Genomic DNA, 20061 nt, shown 5'->3' with positions numbered 1-20061 from the left:
CTAAGGATATCCCAAGATTACGGCTTGAATTTATTGAGTAGGGACTTGCAAAGAGGCCTTTTTAGAATTAATTATCTTTTTTAAAGAAGGTATGAATTAAATTGGAGACCGATCTATCATATAATATTTTAGCCGTTTCCTCATTTTGAATATGTCCCCCTAAATGCAGATGAATGACGCCATGCAATGACGCCCACACCAGGTTCACAACAAGCAGAGGGTCTTTTTCGTTAATAAATCCTTGTTCGATGGCTTCTGTAATAAGGGCTATCACTTGTTGTAGTGCCGTAAAGATAGCATGTAGGCTTTCCTCCTCCGGTTTGAATTCGCTAAAGGCTCCTCCGAACATAACCATATAATAGCTAGTATGATTCCGTGAGAAATCCCAATAAGCTTGTCCAAGCTCGCGAAGATATAAATTTAGATTGTCTTGTTTTGGAACCGCTTGAAAGGCAGCAGCCAACAATTTACACCCTTGCAGAAAAAGCTCCTTCGCTAAACCTTCCTTGTTTCCAAACAAGTTATAAATGATTTTTGTGGGACATTCCATTTTTTCAGCAACCTTACGGATGGTTACACCTTCGGGTCCAGATTCATGCATAATGGCCGCAGCGGCTTCGATAATGTTGAGTCTTAATGTTTCCGCATGCTGTTGTTTTGCTTTTGGGTAGGTTGTAACAGATTGTGCATCTATAGAAGATATTTTGGACGATTTTTGCATGTAGTTTCACTTCCTTAGAACTTTACTTTAGCTTTTTTTAGATAGCCGTTATTTCTAAACCTTATTTTACTGATGTAGAAGAGAAATAGCCAATAATTAAATGTGTAGAACTTTATTTGACAACGCAACTTCACTTGGATACAATGATTCTTATTGAAACACTGTTTCTAAATGGTCGTTAAAGGGAGAGAGGATAACAATGATTACAATTCAAAATAAATGGACGTTGATTACCGGAGCTTCTTCGGGTATAGGTGAAGCGTTTGCTCGAGAACTTGCAGCCAAAGGAAGTCACTTAATTTTAGTCGCCCGTTCTGAAGATAAACTGATTGCTTTAGCGGAAAAATTAAAACGAGAATTTCAAATTCAAGCGGAGGTTCTAGTTGCTGATTTATCTCAAGAAGGTTCCCCTGAAAGGCTCTATCAACAATGTGTAGAACGTGGCTTGAACGTTGATATTCTTATTAATAATGCAGGTTTTGCTACGCATGGGCTTTTTGAACAACTATCTGGTTCGAGACAACATGAAGAAGTGATGCTAAATGTTTTGGCGGTTGTAGATCTGACCCATTTGTTTTTGCCAGAGATGTTAAATAGAAAAAGTGGAGTGATCATAAACGTTGCATCAACAGCTGCATTTCAACCTCTCCCTAATATGGCTGTATATGGAGCGACAAAAGCTTTTGTATTATCATTTACTCAAGCGCTATGGGAGGAAAATCGGAAACGGGGCGTACAATTTCTTGCGTTATGTCCGGGGTCTACGGAAACAGAATTTTTTAATGTCGTGGGAGCCGATGAGGCTTCGGTAGGCAAACGAGACACTCCAGAAAATGTCGTTCAAGTGGCTCTTCGGTCGCTTCAGGCTAAAAAAGTATTTGCTGTCCCAGGATTTACAAACTATATTTCTGCTCAAATGTCACGTTTTTTCACACGTAAACAAATGCTTTATTTTGTTGGACGTATGCTCCGTACACGACATTAATAGGTCAACGTATTCAAGTTGGTGTATTCCTTAGCAATGATTAACTATTTCATTGATTATAAAAAAACAACAAAACAGCGGTTCTCCCCAATATGGGAGAACCGCTGTTTTGTGTTTTGACTTGCTGACTTTGACTCCGTTCGCTTGTATTTACATCAACAAAATCAACATCAACAATCGACATCTAAATCTCAATCACACCGCCGACTCATAATCATCCACTGTGGTACGGACCCAGATGACGTTATTAGTATGTTTTTCGCAGTTCTAGCGTAGTTTCGGACTCCAGTGCAGCTATTCCCTAGAAGTGGGCTCGAATATGGTGATTTGTGCGCCAATAGGTGCATTGGAGTCCGATAGGATCAGCAAAATGGGGAATTTCTGCGAATAAGGTCAACTGAGTCCGATAGTAGCTCGTCTAGAGTAATTAACTAACTAATGTATTAAGGTTCAATAAAAAGGAAAACAAACCAGCGTTGGTTTGTTGCTTCAATAGATATTGGGGCAAGGAAGGCTAACGGACCCCAATGACACTATTAGTATGTTTTTCGCAGTTCTAGCGTAGTTTCGGACTCCAGTGCAGCTATTCCCTAGAAGTAGGCTCGAATATGGTGATTTGTGCGCCAATAGGTGCATTGGGGTCCGATAGGATCAGCAAAGTGGGGAATTTCTGCGAATAAGGTCAAATGAGTCCGATAGTAGCTCGTCCAGCAAAGTAAGGGGAAGTAAACACCTATGTTCTTGCAGTCAGCCTTATTGTATTAAGGTTCAATAAAAAGGAAAACAAACCAGCGTTGGTTTGTTGCTTCAATAGATAATGGGGCAAGGAAGGCTAACGGACCCCAATGGCGTTATTAGTATGTTTTTCGCAGTTCTAGCGTAGTTTCGGACTCCAGTGCAGCTATTCCCTAGAAGTAGGTTCGAATATGGTGATTTGTGCGCCAATAGGTGCATTGGAGTCCGATAGGATCAGAAAAGTGGGGAATTTCTGCGAATAAGGTCAACTGAGTCCGATAGTAGCTCGTCCGCCAAAGTAAGGGGAAGTAAACACCTATGTTCTTGCAGTCAACCTTATTGTATTAAGGTTCAATAAAAAGGAAAACAAACCAGCGTTGGTTGTTCAAAAAAAAATGGGGCAAGCAAGGCAAACGGACCCCAATGGCGTTATTAGTATGTTTTTCGCAGTTCTAGCGTAGTTTCGGACTCCAGTGCAGCTATTCCCTAGAAGTGGGCTCGAAAGTGGTGATTTGTGCGCCAATAGGTGCATTGGAGTCCGATAGGATCAGAAAAGTGGGGAATTTCTGCGAATAAGGTCAACTGAGTCCGATAGTAGCTCGTCCGCCAAAGTAAGGGGAAGTAAACACCTATGTTCTTGCAGTCAACCTTATTGTATTAAGGTTCAATAAAAAGGAAAACAAACCAGCGTTGGTTGTTCAAAAAAAAATGGGGCAAGCAAGGCAAACGGACCCCAATGGCGTTATTAGTATGTTTTTCGCAGTTCTAGCGTAGTTTCGGACTCCAGTGCAGCTATTCCCTAGAAAGGGCCCTAAATATGATGTTTTGTGCGCCAATAGGTGCATTGGGGTCCGATAGAACCTGAAAAGTAGTAAAATGCCTCGAATAACGCCTCGAATAACGCCTCGAATAACGCCTCGAATAACGCCAACTGAGTCCGATAGTACCTCATCCGCCAATGTAAGAGTAGGTAAACGTCACCGTCTATGCACACAGCCTACTAGTAAACACCATCGTCCTGCAAACAACCAATTGGTAAACACCCCGCCCTCGCAAACAGCCTACTAGTAAACACCATCGTCCCCGCAAACACTACTGGCCTGCACCTTCGTATACCTAACCTCATATTGGAAGCTACCTCATGCGCAGACAGCAATTGTGATTTAATCAAGGAAGGTTCGGTCCTCAAATTATGTTGGCCTATTTTTCCATTAACTACTTCATCTGTCGTAGTAATTATGTTATACTGCAACTACTACGACAGATGAAGTAATCATGGGGGGATATTTTTGATCAGCAGTGATGTTATACGCGGCTACAATGATACGATGATCCTATACATGCTGCTGGACGGGGAATCTTACGGGTACGAGATTTCCAAAAATATCAGGCAGTTAACGCAGGAGAAATATGTCATGAAGGAGACAACGTTATATTCTGCCTTCACCCGACTGGAGAAAAACGGATATATAGAATCCTTTTATCTGGATGAGAGTCTTGGCAAGCGGCGTACGTATTACCGGATTACCCCTTTGGGTCTCGCCTATTACCGAGAAAAATGTGAGGAATGGAAGGTTACACAGCAAGTTGTAAACCAATTTATCAAGGAGTGGTGATAGAGCATGGAGACGATCATAGTATATCTGGATAATATGTTTGCGGGTCTGCCAAAGACTCCGGAACTGGAACATCTGAAGCAAGAGCTGCTATCAGGGATGGAGGAGAAGTACCTGGAGCTGAAGCTTGCTGGCAAGTCGGAGAATGAGGCGATTGGTATCGTCATATCGGAATTCGGCAATATTGAAGAGCTGACAGCGGAGCTTGGCATCGATCCAGTTGCGCCAGAACAGGCTATTCCGGTGCTGACGGAAGAAGAGGTTTACGCTTATGCGGCGGCCAGACGAAGCGCTGGATTATGGACGGGGATCGGCGTTTTTCTCTGCGCATGCGGAGTGGCGTTTTTGATCACCCTGGATACAATATTTGAAAATAAGGCTGTTATGAGTGATAAAGGTTCGATGCTGGGGCTGGTCGGAATGTTCGTGCTGGTCGCTATCGCGGTCGGGATGTTTATACACAGCGGAATGAAGCTGGATCGCTTTAAGAGTCTGGAGCAAGGCTTTCAGCTGCCTTATGCTCTAAAAATGGCGCTTCAACGCAGCCAAAGTCTTTATGCTCCGACTTACCGTCTTTCTCTGATTACAGGAGTCTGCCTATGCGTGCTGTCGCCGGCTTTTATCTTTACCACTAGCTATGTCAACGATGACTATGCTCCCTATGGAGTCGCTGCTTTTCTGTTTATTGCAGCTGTGGCGGTGTTTTTGTTCATCTATTACGGGAATATCCAGGGTACTTATACGAAGTTGCTGGAGGAGCCGAATATCACTGCAGAGAAGCAGGAAGAGAACCGATTTGTTGGAGTTGTTGGGGCTGTATTATGGCCTTTGGCGACGGCGATTTTTCTGTTCACGGGTTTTGTCTATGGGCGCTGGGACGTCAATTGGGCAGTATTCCCAATTGCTGGAGTTCTATCCGGCATGTTAAGCAATGTTCATCATGTTCTGAAACGTAAAGATATCTCCTGATGGTGTTAACTGCACTTGTACATTCCTGAACTAGATAGATTATATGTAAGGTATTCTACCAGTTGATTTTACTGGAAGAATGCCTTTTTTTGTTGGATTTTAACAGGTGAGCTAAATGAGCCCTTTAATATTTTGACATTTAAATTTTAAGTACGGACTTGGACATATGTTGAGAGAAAGAGAATATGAATATACAACAATAATCTTGTTAAAGAGGCGACAATACATTAACTAGTTAGGAGAAATGATCGATGGAATTCGAACTGGGCAGCATTTTGAAACTAGTAAAACGTAGGCTGCTGTTCATTATTGTATTATGTATCGCTGCAGTCGGGCTCGCTGGTAGTGTTAGCTATTATGTTTTACAGCCGAAATACGAGGCGACAGCTTCTATACTTATTCAAGGGGACAGGCAGCAGAAAGCAATTAATGACATTATGGCCGGACAAAAGCTGGTAACCACTTACGGGGAGATCATTCGAAGCAGCAGGATAGCGGAAGAGGTTGTCAGAACGCTGCAGCTAAAAATGACAGCGGAAGAGTTGCTCAAAAATGTGAAGACAAGAACCAACAGTGAATCACTCGTAACAACGGTAATTGTGACTGATTCAAAAGCTCAACGGGCAACAGATATCGCGAATGGCTTCGGAGAAGCCTTTAATGCAAATATCCAATCGATTATGGGGGTTGAGAATGTTGTATTTCTCGACCGTGCCAAGGTTCCTTCTGATCCTGTCTCACCTAAGCCGGTCTTCAATATGGCTATTGCCTTCGGATTGGCGCTGATTACCGGGATCGCAATCTCTATCCTCCGGGAAATGATGGAGAAACCCGTGAGAAGTGCCAAAGATATTCAGCTTGATTTGCAGCTTCCGCTTCTGGGAACCGTGGGCAAATTGAAGCCACGTAAACGGCGGAATAAAGCGAAAACCAAATCAGCAGAAGGAGCCACAAGTTATGAAGAAGAAGACGCCAAAATTATATTGCCTGGAACAACCGAAGTCATCTAACGGAGATCAATTCCGAAGCATACGCTCCAATATTCGTTATACCCGCGTTGGTGGAGAGATCCGCTCTTTATTAGTCACAAGCTCGCTTCCGGATGAAGGGAAATCAACGGTAGCGATAAACCTGGCGATTGCCATGGCGGAAGCTGGTAAGACAGTTCTACTCATTGATGGGGATCTACGTACGCCAACGGTGCATAAGGCATTTGATCTGCCTAATTGGATCGGGCTTAGCAGTATCTTAGTGGATCATACCCGCTTAGAGGATTGCATTATTTCTATTGAGGAAGCAGAAGGTTTGTCTGTATTGACCTCTGGTCCGATTTCACCAAATCCCGCTGAATTACTAGGCTCTGAAGGAATGAAGCGATTGTTTGCAGAGCTGAGCGTGCGTTTTGATACGATTGTCATCGACTCATCTTCTGTATTAATGCCATTTTCGGATGCCCTTATTTTGGCAACGATGACTGAGGGGGTATTGCTAGTTGTGAAATCCGGAAAAGTGCTCTTAAAGCACACGAGTTCTGCCAAGCACTTGTTAGAGCAGCAGGGAGCACATTTACTGGGAGCCGTATTGAATTATCGGAAAAAGAGCAGGCGTTCCAAGATTCGTGGTGAAGATTTTGCCGAGTGGGCCTCTTCTTCAGGAATGGTCTGACGTCTATGTCATTTGCTTCTCTTCGTTATTTGCTCGGGAATATCACTTACGCTGGTGCTCAGTTTGTGATTGTGATCCTGCTGAATAAATTCGGGTCATCGGCAATCGTGGGGCAATATTCGCTAGGGCTTGCAGTTACTGCTCCGATCTTTATGCTGTCGCATCTACATCTTCGTTCCGTATTAATCGTTGATTCATCGGGGAAATACAGTTTTGGAGACTTTCTGGGCTTACGGCTGATAACAACCGCCCTTGCGTTTACGATTACCGCAGGTTTTTGCATAATGAGTGGTTTGGATTGGAATACAGCATTGGTTATTTTCTTCATCGGTCTGTATAGAATCGTTGAATCAATCAGTGATATTTTATTAGGCATCGTTCAAAAGGAGGAGAGATTAGATCAAATCTCAATCTCCAGAATGGCAAAAGGGTTATTCTCCATTCTAATCTTCATCCTCGTATTTATCCCTACACAGAGCCTTATTCTTGCCTTGTTAGTCATGATTATCGGATGGTTAGCGATAACGATTGGATATGATGCTCGTAAAGCGAGAATATACACTTCTCTCAGGCCACTCTTCAACAAAAGAAGCCTATGGAGTTTACTGATCGTCAGTTCACCGCTAGGCGTGGTGTTGGCGTTGATGTCGTTAAATACGAATATCCCATTATACGCGATTTCCTATTTTAAAGGGGAGCATGACTTAGGTATTTATGCTTCACTCTCATATATGATTGTTGCCTGTAATGTTGTCGTCACCGCACTTGGTGAAGCCATAACACCACGTCTTGCCAGGTGGCATTCAGCCGGGAGACACAAGGAGTTTGTCACTTTACTCAGCCGAATGATAGCGATGGGTTTGGGTTTTAGTTCGGTCGCTTGTTTGATAGGGTGGTTGTTTGGACACAAGCTGTTAACCTTATTATTCAGTTCAGACGTGGCAGGAGAGTTAGGGTTGTTTCATTGGCTGCTGGCGTCCACCATGCTGGTATTTATTTCATCCTACCTGTGGTACGCCATAACGGCTACCGGAAGGTACAAAGCCCAGATTCCATTGTTTCTGTGCACAGCATTCACTAATGGCTTATGTTGTCTGATCTTCGTACCTCATTACGGGGTAGTAGGTGCTGCGATGGGAGCTAGTTCGTCGTTATTTGTACAGATGATTGGCAGTGTAGTTGTGCTGTATCGTGTCATCGGAAAGGTAAGAAATCGGGAACAGTCGGAAGCGGCAGCATAAGTTCTTTGTTTTATAGGAAAGTAGGAAAGTAGGAAAGTAGGAAAGTAGGAACTTGTATGACATCTGTATCTGTTGTAGGGAAGCCCTACACCATGCATAATTTATTTCTGTTTGCGGTCATGGGGTATATCATATGCCTTCCGGCACAGTTTGATTTTGGTGGAGCCTTCCGTATCGCCCCGTCGGATCTCTTCTTAATGTTAGGTTTGTTTGCCGCTGGATTCCATCTCAAATTGGACCGGAGGATATTCAGTTCATGGCATTGGGGCATGTTGTTCATTTTTGTTCTAGCTTCCTTTGTATCCATTTGGCGCAACGGCTTCATAACCCAATACGCCTTACTGCAAAAAGATATTGGATTCATACTCCTATTGTTGACCTACATCATGCTTGTGCAAGCCGTAGATAGCTGGGAACGGTTATATAAGATGCTCCGATTTTTCCTGATCAGTGTGCTGCTCTTAAATGGTGTTGCCCTATTCGCTTTTTTCAGCGGAGTAAAGGTTCCGTTTATGGTGCAAGACGGGCGGTTGTCCGGCATGTTAATTGATCCCAATGCATACGGGGGATTGCTGGTGACGGCTTTTGCCATTCATATCATGACGAGTGGGGAGAAGATAAAGCTGCTGCGGGGATGGGTCAGCATACTAGCGACGATAAGCTTAGCCGGGGGCATTATGATGACTTTCTCGCGCTCGTCATGGATTGGTCTCTTCCTTGTATTACTTACACTTTTGATTACCAAACCTTCCAGACTGCTCAAGATCGGAATGGGGTTTGGTGTGGCTTTTATAGCTCTGCTGCTGTATAAAGGCACCGCTTATCTAAATGTGCTGGAGTCTATGTCCAGCAGACCTTCCCAGATCCAGTCGCGTCTTGACATCATTGACAAAGCGGTGGATTGGATCGCACAAAGTCCATTATTAGGCATTGGGCTTGGTTCCTATAATTACGAACTGCGCATTATTATCCACAACACGCCAATATGGTTTTTGACTGAATTCGGCTTATTGGGCTTGATTGTATATGGAGGATTTATGATTTGGTTCTTCATTGTGGGTATCCGTTCTTATCGTGCAGCAGATCCCATTCATAGGCCAATTATTATGGCATTGCTGTTGTCCCATGCGGCGATGATTGGGTTATCGATGGGTATTGAGGCGTTATTCCAGCGGTATTGGTGGTTCATGATGGCGATGAACGGAGCTTGCATCCGGTTAACAGACAAAAACCTGAAAGGAGAGATGCCCTATCGAACCCAACACGTTGAACGGTCAACTGGGCGCAAGCTTCGACAACGAGCAGAGCAACCTCAATAAAAGCTCAAGTAAGGACATCGGGAGTATTCCAGCTGAGGGTGGCTTACAAGCAAAGGTTGCTTTTGTAGCCTCCATATATGGGCATTTCGAGAGTTTTCATTTACCTTACATGGTGTTATTGCTGCAAAAAGGGTGTGAAGTCCATGCTTACGCTCAGCCGGGCGAAGCCAGACAGCGCTTGGAACAGCGGGGAATTGTATGTCACGACGTACCTATACAACGAAGTCCTTTACAGTTGAAGAATTGGACGGCTCTGCGGATCTTAACGAAAAGCTTCCAAGCGGAAAAATTTCAGTTCGTCCATGTACATACACCAGTGGCTTCGATTCTCGGACGGATTGCAGCCCATAGAGCAGGTGTCCCTAGCGTATTGTATACAGCTCATGGTTTTCATTTTTTTAAAGGTGCTCCTTTTCTGAACTGGATGCTTTATTATCCGTTGGAGTATTTGATGGCACGTTGGACGGATGTACTGATCACCATTAATAGTGAAGATTATGAGCGTGCTCTGAAATTCCCTGTGCGAAAAAGAGTAACTTATGTGAGCGGAGTCGGGCTTGATCTTCAGGTATACGGTAGCGGTGAGGGGGATGATGAAATTGCAAAAATGAAGGGGGTAAGTCGTCACCAGCTATTTGATTTACCTAAGAGTGACAATGATAATCCTTCATTCGTTGTTCTCTGCGTCGCTGAGTTAAATGCTAACAAAAACCAAAAACAGTTGATCGAAGCACTACATCATTTGGGTGATCAAGCAAGCGATATTCATCTAGCATTCGCAGGTACAGGTCCTTTCGAGCAAACCCTTATAGAACTTGCTACTCGGTTAGAGGTTAGGGATCAGGTGCATTTTCTGGGGTTCCGAAGAGATATACCGGATTTACTACAAGCGTGTGATGTTGCGGCACTTGTGTCCTATCGTGAGGGGTTACCCCGGGCGATTATGGAGGCGATGGCAGCAGGCAAACCCGTGATCGGCACACATATTCGGGGCATTCGCGATTTGATTGAGCATGAGTCAACGGGCATGTTGGTTCCAGTGGATGATATTGCCGCTACGGCAAAAGCACTGGTTCAACTGCGAGCGGACGCAGCTTTGACCGCAGCAATGGGTAAGGCGAACAAGGACAGGATTATTCGCTATGGATTGCCAGCGGTGCTTCGTGAAATGGACTCGATTTATATAGAAGCGCTGAAAGAACCAGGGATAAAGCCATTTCCGTCTGAATTACAACCGGGTCTGACAGCAGATAGATAATTCATTCTCGCATATACGACAACAAACGAATAAACGAATAATTAGTTAATTAGGGAGAAAGAAGTGATGAAAATGCGGATCGTACGTTTAGTCATGTTGGATGCGGGAATTATAGCGGCTTCAGTGTGGCTTGTGTTTTTACTTCGGTTTGATTTTCAAATCCCTGAGCAGTACATGTGGATGCTTCCGTGGGCGATACTCATTCACATAATGGTGTACGCAGCGTTCTCATTTGGATTCAAGGTGTATAACAATATTTGGCGATACACCGGTATAGGTGAGTTATTGCAGCTGCTAAAAGTGAGTGCTTTAACACTCTGCGGAGTGGTCGTTGTCAATGTATCTGCGCATGTATTCGTCCCTTCCTATCGATTGCCGATTTCGATTTATTTTGCAGCGGGTTACGTATTTCTCGGCATTGCCGGCTTACGTTTAGTTAACCGCCTCATCAACGATAGATTCGAAACACTGGGAACAAAGGGTTCATCCGAAGGCAATCTGCTAATTGTTGGGGCGGGAAAAGCAGGCATCCTCGTTACCAAAGATATCAAGCATTCAAGATTTAAATTCATGAACCCAGTTGCCTTCATAGATGATGATATCTCAAAGCGCAAGCTGGAGCTTATGGGGTTGCCGATAGTCGGTAACCGTAACTTCATTCCCCAGGCAGTCGAGGAGCTGGACATTTCGTTCATTATCATCGCTTTGCCTACGGCTCCTCAAAAGGAATTACTGGAGATCATCGAAATCTGCAAATCTACCAAAGCTCAGATCAAGTTAATGCCTAGTATGACCGATATTTTGGACGGGAAAATGGCCATTAACATGATCCGTGAAGTATCCGTAAATGATTTGTTGGGGAGAAGTCCCGTAGAAATTAATACGGAAGAGATTCGTGAGAATCTGGGAAGCGAGTGTATTCTCATCACGGGTGCAGGCGGTTCAATTGGTTCGGAATTATGCCGGCAATTGGCTGCGTATCGTCCGAAGGAAATGCTGCTTTTGGGGCATGGAGAAAATAGCATTTATCTTATTGAACAAGAGTTGCGGCAGTTATATCCCGATCAGATCATTCATCCCATTATAGCGGACATTCAGGATGTATCGCGGATCGATAACGTTTTTCAAAAGTTCCGCCCCTCCATTGTGTATCATGCCGCTGCTCACAAGCATGTTCCTCTTATGGAGATGAATCCAGTAGAGGCAGTTAAAAATAATGTGATCGGCACAAGGAATGTAGCGGAAGCGAGTGCTAAATATGGCGCTAAACGGTTCATCCTCATCTCATCGGATAAGGCGGTTAATCCTACCAGTGTTATGGGGGCCACGAAACGAGCTGCGGAAATGATCATTAATGATCAGAATTCCTTAAGTAAGACGGTTTTTGCCGCTGTACGGTTTGGTAATGTGCTGGGCAGTCGGGGCAGTGTCATTCCGTTATTCAAAAGACAAATCGAAAACGGCGGCCCGGTGACGGTTACACATATGGATATGGTGCGTTACTTCATGACGATACCCGAAGCGGTACAGTTGGTTATTCAAGCAAGTGTGCTGGCACAAGGGGGAGAAGTGTTTGTGCTGGATATGGGTAAGCCAGTTCGTATATACGATCTAGCGAGGGATTTAATCCGCTTGTCGGGTCTCGAGCCTGACAAAGATATTCCCATTGTGGTCACTGGCATTCGTCCTGGAGAAAAATTGTTTGAGGAGCTTTTGACTGAAGAAGAAGGGTTATTGGTCACTAACAACTACCGTATTATGATTAGCCGCCCGCAAAGTGTCTCCAGATCTGAACTGAATTTGGTGTTGGGGGTTCTGGAGAACCTGTGCAAACGGTATGAACTGATGCCAAGCAGTCATCAGATCAAAAAACTGCTAAAGCAGCTAATTCCAAGCTATTCGGGTTTTCAGGAAGAACCGCAGGTGGGCACACATGATCTTGAACGCATTAAATCCGAAGTTCATGCGGGAATCTGACCTATGAAGTCGACTAAGCATTCATGGATGACAAGATTATGGGGCAAGCGCGACAAGGCAATTACTGGTAAACGTTCACGCATGCGGCGGGTGGGACGATACAGCCTGATTGTTATTCTTGTTGTGGTTGTAGTTGGGGGGATCTGGATTGGAGGGATATTGAATCCAGAGCATCGTTTTAATAAGGCGATTCTTAACCCTTTGACGATCCCTAGCTCTAATGTGGTTACGGACAATGAAACGATGGTGCAATCGCTCAGCACACCAGCCCCACAAGCGCAAACGGATGAGCTTACCCTTACAACGTCTACACAGACTCCAACTGCGGTGACATCTCCAACAGACAAGAAAAGCTCATCCTTTAATGTAGTGCTAATTGGAACAGACACTTGGGGCGGAGAAAGCTCGCGGGCAGATACGATCATGGTTGCCCATGTGATGCCGGATCAACGGAAGGCGAATATCGTATCTGTGCCGCGGGACACGCGGGTTTATGTGCAGAACATCGGTTATACCAAGATCAATCATGCACATATCGTTGGTGAGACAAAGGGTGGGAATCAGCAGGGTACGCTGACACTGATTCAAGCCGTTAGTGATTTTATGAATATTCCTATTCATTACTACATCAAGACGAACTTCTCCGGTGTTCGTGATTTCATCGATTCGATCGGCGGGATCGATATGCTGATTGATCAGGATGTGACCATCACTCCGGAGATCACCATCAAGAAAGGTGAGCAGCATCTGGATGGTGCCCACACGCTTTATTTAGCAAGGGAGCGCTACTCGACTCCGGAGGGTGACTTTAGCCGCCAACGGGAGCAATTCAATATCGTTCGGGCTGTAGCCAAAAAGCTATTAAGTCCGGAGCATATTCCTGATCTAGCGGGACTGCTACTGCGTGAAAAGAAAGACATTATTGATACGAGTTTTAGTGACAGTGATTTGATGAGCTTAGCTTGGCTATTCAAGGGAATGGATTCCGCGGATTTTGCTTATGAACAGATTCCTGGCCATAACAGCTCTGCTCTAGATCCGCTCGTCCGAACCAAAGTGTATTATTGGAGTGCAAATCCGGAAGAGGTAAAGTCACTTACAGAACGTCTTTTTACGGAATAAGAGAAAGGCGGGGGAAAGACTACCATGTATCGCCATATGAAGCGGGGCTTCGATTTGGTGGGAGCGATCGTTATGTTAGGTGTGTTTAGTCCGGTCATGGCTGTGGTGGCGTTGCTGCTTCGGATAAAGCTGGGAAGTCCTATTTTGTTCAAGCAGCAACGGCCGGGAATGGGAGAAAGACCCTTCTACATCTACAAGTTCCGAACCATGGCTGAAATGTATGATGCGCAGGGCCAGCCGTTATCGGATGCTCGGCGTTATATCAAATTCGGCGGATTGATTCGAAAGCTGAGTCTGGATGAGCTCCCGCAATTAGTAAATGTTGTGAAGGGAGAAATGAGTCTGATCGGACCAAGACCTTTGCTCATCCGTTACAGCCCGCATTACTCTGAACGGGAGCGGCTGCGATTTACTGTAAGACCCGGAATAACGGGATTGGCGCAGGTATCTGGACGTAATACTTCGGAGTGGAAACAGCGGCTCTCCTATGACGTTACCTATGTTGAGAAGCTGAGCTTTAGATTAGATGCGTTGATCTTATGCAAAACTGTGCTGAAGGTGATCCGCCAAGATGACGTTGTGGCCAATCCGGGTGAGCATAGTTTGCCGCTCGATGAGTACAGAATGAACCAAAAGGAGGGGTCGGCATGAATTTGCGGTTTAGTCCGCTTCAGGAAGATGATATTCACCTTGCATGCCGGCTCTTACAGAGCAACTTGCCAGAGTCGGTCTATAATCAAACCATATTCGCCTGTGGCGGTTATCCCGAATATTTGAAAGCAGCATGTAAATGCGGAAGCCATTCAGCAACACTGCTGATTGGTGCCTATTCTGAAGATCTTCTTATTGGATTCGCTGAATGGCGAAGAATGGAGCAGATGCTGGTTCTGAATAACTTGAATGTGGACGCAGCTTATCGAAAAGACGGCATCGGTGGCAAGCTTATGGCCTACGGGGAGACGTTGGCCCAAAAGGATGGCATTTCGAAGCTGGCACTTGATGTATTTTCGTGGAATGAGCAAGCTCATGCTTGGTATTTGCGGCTTGGTTTTGCAGAGGAAGGCCGGACTTACTGGTATGTAAGAGATTTGGCTCCATCGATTGATAGGGATAGAGAAGCATTGGCGTACATCATAGATGATTATCCGATGGCAGAGGCACATCATCAAAAGTATGGATTCTCTTCTCTTAAGATTAGAACGAAGGAAGAGACTTCAGTTGTGGGCCGGTTAGGTGAACAGTATTATCGTATCCAACTGCAAAGTGGAGGGTGGAGTGGCTGCAATCTTTTGACAGACGTATTAATGGATTTAGACCGGGAGAAAAGGCTATTGTTGCTTTCTTCAGATGCTTATTTGCGTGAGCGAGACCCCGGGCTAATCTTAAGCACTGAAAGTATACGTATGATCAAAATATTGGAGAATCAAGAGGTGTTGTATGAGTAACTTCATCGTGTTAGGCAGCTCTAGTTCAGCGGAATGGGATGCCTATTTGAACCAGTTAGAGACGAAGGATATCTATTTCTCCTCAGCGTTTTTTCGGCTGTTCGAGGATGGAGAGCATCAGCAGGCAGAGCTGTTTGTTTTTAAGCAGGGAGATCAGCTCATAGTTTATCCTTACTTACTTCGCTCCATAAGCCATCTTCCTGCCGTAATCCAACTGGGGCTTGAAGGCGATTGGTACGACATTAGTACACCCTATGGATACGGGGGACCGATATCGAATCTCCCTCCGGGAGCCGAACGAAGTGAGCTGTACCAGCAATTCAGTGAAACGTTCACGGATTACTGTAGAGAGAAAAAGATCATGACCGAGTTTGTAAGATTTCATCCCTTGATTGGCAACGCTACGGAATATCAAAGCGGTCTGACCACCGAATGGAATAGGAATACAATTTATATTGATTTGACTGTGGGTTCGGAGTCAGAGCTTATCCGGCATTATGGCAGCAATCATAAACGGAATATTCATAAATTAAAGTCCGCACCCTTTACGATTCGAAATTCGAATCTGAAGGATCGTATTGAGTCCTTCAGTGAATTGTATTACGGAACACTAAACGATTTACAGGCGGATTCTTTTTATTATTTTCCCAAAAAATTTATAGAAGATACTAGTCATCTACTTGAGGGGAGAGTAGAGCTATTCGAAGCTATGGATGGGGAGAAAACGGTGGCGACCAGCATCGTGTTACATGAACGACCGTGGATGCATTATCACCTATGTGGTTGGGATCGCGCCTATCTGCAGTGGTCACCTACCAAATTGCTAATACACGCAGCAGCCAAGTGGGGGATGGAAAATGGCTTTGAATGTTTTCATCTTGGCGGGGGATATAAGGGGAATGACGACTTATTTCAATTCAAGCATAGATTCGCGACACAACTGGAACCCCTTGACTATTACTTAGGTAAACGAATTTTTTTCCCAGAGTTGTATGAGCGGATCATATCCTTTTGTGACACCAGAATATCAGGAAATTACTTTCCGCTCTATCGGCATCCAGATCTCGATATGATATGTATTCCATCTGAAGAAATCGGTCCAAATGGAGAAAGGAGCTTCGCATGAGCATTCGTCAAACAAGCATTCTGCCACGAATCTTGTTATCCCCGCCGCATATTAGTGGACGTGAGCAGGTCTACATGGAGGAGGCGATACACTCTGGTTGGATTGCTCCTATTGGTCCGCAAGTTGATGCGTTCGAGCGGGAGATGGCCGCCTACACAGGATCAAAGGGTGCACTAGCGTTAAGCTCTGGCACGGCGGCGATTCATCTCGCACTTCGTCTAGCCGGTGTCACACAAGGAGATTACGTGATCTGTTCAACGCTCACGTTCGTTGCTAGCGCCAATCCTATTTTATATTTGGGGGCCACCCCCGTATTTGTCGATTCAGAGCCTGAGACCTGGAACATGTGTCCGCTAGCTTTTCAGCGGGCCTGCCAAGCTTTGAATGACAAAGGACTGCTGCCAAAAGCGGCTGTTGTCGTCAATTTATACGGACAAAGCGCAGACATGGAGCCCATTGTAGAAATAGCTGACCGATATGGAGTTACCTTGATTGAAGATGCTGCCGAATCACTAGGTGCTTTCTATCAAGGCAAGGCCAGCGGAACGTGGGGCCAATTCGGAATCTATTCTTTCAACGGAAATAAGATTATTACGACGTCAGGTGGGGGCATGCTCGTATCCGACGATACCGAAGCCTTAGATCAAGCGCGCTTCTGGTCTACGCAAGCCCGAGACACTGCCCCTCATTATCAACATTCCGAAATGGGATACAACTATCGGTTAAGCAACCTGTTGGCAGCCATAGGACGCGGTCAATTAGAACTGCTTGACGAGCGGGTTGAACGGCGCAGATCTATTGGCCGGCGATATAGGGAACGTTTAGGGTCCATACCGGGTCTTCATTTTATGCCGGAAGCGCGCAATTGTCGCAGCACGCACTGGTTGAGTGCGCTGACCATCGATGAAGAAGTGGCGGGGTTCTCTTCACAACAACTCCTGTCATGTCTGGAACAGCACAATATCGAAGCTAGACCTGTATGGAAACCGCTGCATTTACAACCCTTGTTCGAGAGCAATTACTACTATCCTTACAGTGAGGAATACAGTGTATCGGATAAATTATTTTCAACAGGTGTCTGCCTGCCTTCTGGAAGCTCTTTATCAGATGAGGATTTGGAACGTGTCGTTTATGCGATAGAGACATGTAACCAATACCGTTGATTCATCTTATTTAGCCTTCCATCCGCTGGCAGCTGATCCGCTTTCCTTCACATACAAAGTGGCTTGTGCCGTGCCATCCGTTCGCATGGCCAGACTGCCAACTGGGGCGGTTACGACTCCCTCGGGCGAACCCTCTACTATGAACACCGCGGGCAACACTGTCCCCCCAGTGAGGCGAATGGCCCGTTTGAAGTTACCGTAGGTCGAGAACCATTCAAGAAGCGAATATGGATTATACAAGGTTCCTAGTGATGTGCCTTGCATGCCGATTAGTGTTTCGAATTCTAGAATTCGCTTTACCTTCACTGCTCGGGTATCGAACACCGCTACATTATTGAGGCGCAGAGACGGTTTAGCTGCACCGTAAGAAGAGACTAGCACTACCTGATTGGTTCCGCTATTGCGGACGATCATATTGTCGACAGTAGCCATCGCGTCAGACTCCGTTGTGAATAAATGCAAGGTATTGCCCGTTAAATCCTGTGCATCTATCGTCCCCACATAAAGATCTCCTCCGTCGATTCGGACACCACTTGCTAAGGTGGAACCCGAGCCGTACATTCCTAACGAACCGATATGCAATCTTGGTTTACCTCCGGCAGCATTAAACGCTGCATAGATCGCAGGGCCCCCGATGCCATCGAACTTGGCGCTAGCGATATCAATAAATTGTGAATAGATCGTCTGTAGACCGAAGCTAGCTTTATGATCGGTGGAGCGGATAGCCAAGTGATTGATTTTGAGCGTCAGTCCATAGGACAGTAAGGCTGGACTTACCGATCCGCTTACACGCATATCTAGTGAACCGATGTCGAGTGTCCAGAGTCTAGCGATAGCATCTGTAAGCCCTGCTGATAGGTCGTTACCGAAACCTATGGTTGTCAAGGAGTCGAATCGCTGATAAAAGCTGCGCGTTCCTTTAAAGACATCGGGTTCAAGATCGAGAGAGTTAGCACCAGTAAAACCAGGCGCGCCACCGCGGCTATTATTCAGAACCGCTCTGTTGACATGAAGCTGGTCTACAAAATGGACCACAAAGTTCTTTCGTCCAGCAGTCTCACAGCGTGCATATCCGATGTGCACATTAACGGAGGGGATTTCTTCTGTCCCCCCAATGAAGATATTATCCCCATAGCAATCGTGAGAGTACACTGACTCTATCGTTATATTTTGCGAAGAAGAAATGAACAAGCCGTGAAGCTGATCGTTGACGGCTGTTTTAACAGTCGATGCACTTCCATCAATTTCAAGGGTGCCCGCGATTGTGATATTTGAGGCATTTAAGATTACTAGAACCCTAGTGTCTGAAGGTGGGTTCGGGGCAAGCACAAGTTTGGAGCCGGCTTCAAAGCTTAAATTCGTTTTGGCTGGAATTCGAAGACACCACCAGTCGAGGATGGAGGGGTTACGCATGCGTCCCGAAGATACCTTATATACACCTGGAGGAAAGATTACTACTTTGTTTTTGGCGTTTCCCGCATTGATAGCATTTTGAATCGCTACTGTATCGTCCTTGATACCGTTTCCTACAGCGCCGTACGATCGGACGTTCACATAACCGTTAGTCTCAGGGTCTATTTTAATAGATGTGACCGCACCATCAGAAAGGATGGACGTAGTCACCGAGCTGTCTGGAATAGGGGCAGTAGCCATATACTTCACTCCTTTATCCTTTGATTTTGTATTTTATGTGAATTTTTCGGGGAATGCACGGTACAAAGATCACTCTTAGCGGGCGAAAGGAGTTTTTTATTTTGAAGGTATTGGTAACTGGGGGGTTAGGCTTTATTGGATCCCATGTGGTTGATCGGCTAATAAAAAAGGGCATAGAAACTGTGATTGTAGATAATGTATCCGGAGCCTCCGGTCTGACTTATATGAATCCTGCTGCGGTTCTGTATAAGTACGATATTCGGGATGAGACTTTGCATGAGGTGTTTAACCTTGAAAAGCCAAATGCAGTCATTCATCTGGCTGCACAGATCGACGTCAGAGAATCACAGCGGAACCCGTTATTTGATGCGAATGTGAATATTGTTGGCACGCTGAATGTACTGCGCATGTGCGAGATCCATCAGGTTCAAAAGCTAGTTTATGCCTCGTCGGCAGCGGTTTATGGGAACCCGGAATATTTGAGCATTGATGAGCAGCATCCCTTAAATCCCGAGTCCTGCTATGGTGTATCCAAAAGTGTACCAGAGTCATATATTCGGATGTTTGCCAGCTTACATGGGCTGAAATATACGATTCTGCGTCTCGCTAATGTATATGGGCCAAGGCAAAGTTCACATGGAGAAGCTGGCGTTGTTTCCGTTTTTCTGGATCGTATAAAGCAAGGGAAGGATCTCGTAATCTATGGGGACGGTGAGCAGACTAGAGATTTCGTCTATGTGGAGGATGTGGCGCAAGCGTTTGTTGACGCGGTTCAGACCGAAGGCAGGGTGAATAATGAGACGATGAATATTAGCTGCGGAATACCAACCTCGATAAATACGATGGTTCGGATGTTAAGCGACATCACGGGTGGTGATTTCCTGACAACCTATGCGGAGCCCCGTCCGGGGGATATTCTCCATAGCTACTTAAACAATCAAAAAGCCCAGGAATTATTATCTTGGTTCCCTAACCATAACTTTCATACCGGGCTGAAAAAAACAATTACTGACCGCTTAAGTGTAGGAAGCGCAGTAGATCATTAAAAGCACCCATTGAAAGGGGC

17 protein-coding genes are annotated in these 20061 nt (G+C 45.3%); 15 read left to right on the top strand and 2 right to left on the bottom strand.

Features of this window, described 5'->3' with window-relative positions:
- Window positions 1-67: 67 nt before the first annotated feature.
- Window positions 68-721 (bottom strand): TetR/AcrR family transcriptional regulator, encoded by a 654-nt coding sequence (locus NST25_RS18140; RefSeq protein WP_076182436.1) that lies wholly within the window; start codon window positions 719-721, stop codon window positions 68-70.
- A gap of 199 nt (window positions 722-920) precedes the next feature.
- Between NST25_RS18140 and NST25_RS18135 the strand changes: the two genes are divergently transcribed.
- From NST25_RS18135 to NST25_RS18070, 14 genes are all read left to right on the top strand, one after another.
- A complete protein-coding gene (locus tag NST25_RS18135; protein ID WP_076304439.1) occupies window positions 921-1706 on the top strand; it encodes an SDR family oxidoreductase in 786 nt (261 codons plus the stop codon).
- A 2024-nt stretch (window positions 1707-3730) separates the two neighbouring features.
- Window positions 3731-4057: a PadR family transcriptional regulator gene (locus NST25_RS18130; RefSeq protein ID WP_076129753.1), complete on the top strand. Its 327-nt coding sequence runs from the start codon at window positions 3731-3733 to the stop codon at window positions 4055-4057.
- 6 nt (window positions 4058-4063) lie between these two features.
- Complete coding sequence (locus tag NST25_RS18125; protein WP_076129752.1) at window positions 4064-5026, top strand: permease prefix domain 1-containing protein; 963 nt, start codon at window positions 4064-4066, stop codon at window positions 5024-5026.
- Window positions 5027-5277: 251 nt separating this feature from the next.
- Window positions 5278-6036, top strand: coding sequence for a Wzz/FepE/Etk N-terminal domain-containing protein (locus tag NST25_RS18120; RefSeq protein WP_339187464.1), 759 nt, complete (start codon window positions 5278-5280; stop codon window positions 6034-6036).
- Entirely contained in the window at window positions 5984-6691 is a 708-nt protein-coding gene (locus NST25_RS18115) for a CpsD/CapB family tyrosine-protein kinase (RefSeq protein WP_076277771.1), read from the top strand. Before NST25_RS18120 ends, NST25_RS18115 begins: the two co-directional genes overlap by 53 nt.
- Before the next feature lie 5 nt (window positions 6692-6696).
- Window positions 6697-7932: an oligosaccharide flippase family protein gene (locus tag NST25_RS18110; protein WP_076194869.1), complete on the top strand. Its 1236-nt coding sequence runs from the start codon at window positions 6697-6699 to the stop codon at window positions 7930-7932.
- A gap of 92 nt (window positions 7933-8024) precedes the next feature.
- Complete coding sequence (locus NST25_RS18105) at window positions 8025-9251, top strand: O-antigen ligase family protein (protein ID WP_076194873.1); 1227 nt, start codon at window positions 8025-8027, stop codon at window positions 9249-9251.
- Window positions 9199-10509 (top strand): glycosyltransferase family 4 protein, encoded by a 1311-nt coding sequence (locus tag NST25_RS18100; protein WP_339187459.1) that lies wholly within the window; start codon window positions 9199-9201, stop codon window positions 10507-10509. Before NST25_RS18105 ends, NST25_RS18100 begins: the two co-directional genes overlap by 53 nt.
- Window positions 10510-10575: 66 nt before the next feature.
- On the top strand, window positions 10576-12486 hold the full coding sequence (locus NST25_RS18095) for a nucleoside-diphosphate sugar epimerase/dehydratase (RefSeq protein ID WP_076129747.1): 1911 nt from the start codon (window positions 10576-10578) through the stop codon (window positions 12484-12486).
- Window positions 12487-12489: 3 nt separating this feature from the next.
- A complete protein-coding gene (locus NST25_RS18090) occupies window positions 12490-13608 on the top strand; it encodes an LCP family protein (RefSeq protein ID WP_339187455.1) in 1119 nt (372 codons plus the stop codon).
- Between the two features lie 24 nt (window positions 13609-13632).
- A complete protein-coding gene (locus tag NST25_RS18085; RefSeq protein WP_076129746.1) occupies window positions 13633-14259 on the top strand; it encodes a sugar transferase in 627 nt (208 codons plus the stop codon).
- Entirely contained in the window at window positions 14256-15053 is a 798-nt protein-coding gene (locus tag NST25_RS18080; RefSeq protein ID WP_339187453.1) for a GNAT family N-acetyltransferase, read from the top strand. Before NST25_RS18085 ends, NST25_RS18080 begins: the two co-directional genes overlap by 4 nt.
- Complete coding sequence (locus tag NST25_RS18075; protein ID WP_340392098.1) at window positions 15046-16179, top strand: GNAT family N-acetyltransferase; 1134 nt, start codon at window positions 15046-15048, stop codon at window positions 16177-16179. The genes NST25_RS18080 and NST25_RS18075 overlap by 8 nt, the downstream gene beginning before the upstream one ends.
- Window positions 16176-17342, top strand: a complete 1167-nt coding sequence (locus NST25_RS18070) for a DegT/DnrJ/EryC1/StrS family aminotransferase (RefSeq protein ID WP_340392096.1) — start codon at window positions 16176-16178, stop codon at window positions 17340-17342. The genes NST25_RS18075 and NST25_RS18070 overlap by 4 nt, the downstream gene beginning before the upstream one ends.
- Window positions 17343-17348: 6 nt before the next feature.
- Here the strand turns inward: NST25_RS18070 and NST25_RS18065 are convergent, their stop codons facing one another.
- Window positions 17349-18995: a glycosyl hydrolase family 28-related protein gene (locus NST25_RS18065; protein WP_076303325.1), complete on the bottom strand. Its 1647-nt coding sequence runs from the start codon at window positions 18993-18995 to the stop codon at window positions 17349-17351.
- A gap of 101 nt (window positions 18996-19096) precedes the next feature.
- Here NST25_RS18065 and NST25_RS18060 point away from each other — a divergent pair, with 101 nt between their 5' ends.
- Entirely contained in the window at window positions 19097-20041 is a 945-nt protein-coding gene (locus NST25_RS18060; protein ID WP_340392094.1) for an NAD-dependent epimerase/dehydratase family protein, read from the top strand.
- Window positions 20042-20061: the final 20 nt, after the last annotated feature.

The organism is Paenibacillus sp. FSL E2-0190 (assembly GCF_037992965.1).
GTDB classification, from domain to species: Bacteria; Bacillota; Bacilli; order Paenibacillales; family Paenibacillaceae; genus Paenibacillus_AQ; species Paenibacillus_AQ odorifer.
Note: the sequence above shows the minus strand (reverse complement) of the source record. Positions and strands in the feature narration are given on the sequence as shown.

Excerpts from the sequence above, each read along its gene's own strand:
- NST25_RS18140 (WP_076182436.1), bottom strand. The coding sequence starts at position 721 with ATGCAAAAATCGTCCAAAATATCTTCTATAGATGCACAATCTGTTACA.
- NST25_RS18135 (WP_076304439.1), top strand. The coding sequence starts at position 921 with ATGATTACAATTCAAAATAAATGGACGTTGATTACCGGAGCTTCTTCG.
- NST25_RS18125 (WP_076129752.1), top strand. The coding sequence starts at position 4,064 with ATGGAGACGATCATAGTATATCTGGATAATATGTTTGCGGGTCTGCCA.
- NST25_RS18120 (WP_339187464.1), top strand. The coding sequence starts at position 5,278 with ATGGAATTCGAACTGGGCAGCATTTTGAAACTAGTAAAACGTAGGCTG.
- NST25_RS18115 (WP_076277771.1), top strand. The coding sequence starts at position 5,984 with ATGAAGAAGAAGACGCCAAAATTATATTGCCTGGAACAACCGAAGTCA.
- NST25_RS18110 (WP_076194869.1), top strand. The coding sequence starts at position 6,697 with ATGTCATTTGCTTCTCTTCGTTATTTGCTCGGGAATATCACTTACGCT.
- NST25_RS18105 (WP_076194873.1), top strand. The coding sequence starts at position 8,025 with ATGCATAATTTATTTCTGTTTGCGGTCATGGGGTATATCATATGCCTT.
- NST25_RS18095 (WP_076129747.1), top strand. The coding sequence starts at position 10,576 with ATGAAAATGCGGATCGTACGTTTAGTCATGTTGGATGCGGGAATTATA.
- NST25_RS18090 (WP_339187455.1), top strand. The coding sequence starts at position 12,490 with ATGAAGTCGACTAAGCATTCATGGATGACAAGATTATGGGGCAAGCGC.
- NST25_RS18085 (WP_076129746.1), top strand. The coding sequence starts at position 13,633 with ATGTATCGCCATATGAAGCGGGGCTTCGATTTGGTGGGAGCGATCGTT.
- NST25_RS18080 (WP_339187453.1), top strand. The coding sequence starts at position 14,256 with ATGAATTTGCGGTTTAGTCCGCTTCAGGAAGATGATATTCACCTTGCA.
- NST25_RS18075 (WP_340392098.1), top strand. The coding sequence starts at position 15,046 with ATGAGTAACTTCATCGTGTTAGGCAGCTCTAGTTCAGCGGAATGGGAT.
- NST25_RS18070 (WP_340392096.1), top strand. The coding sequence starts at position 16,176 with ATGAGCATTCGTCAAACAAGCATTCTGCCACGAATCTTGTTATCCCCG.
- NST25_RS18065 (WP_076303325.1), bottom strand. The coding sequence starts at position 18,995 with ATGGCTACTGCCCCTATTCCAGACAGCTCGGTGACTACGTCCATCCTT.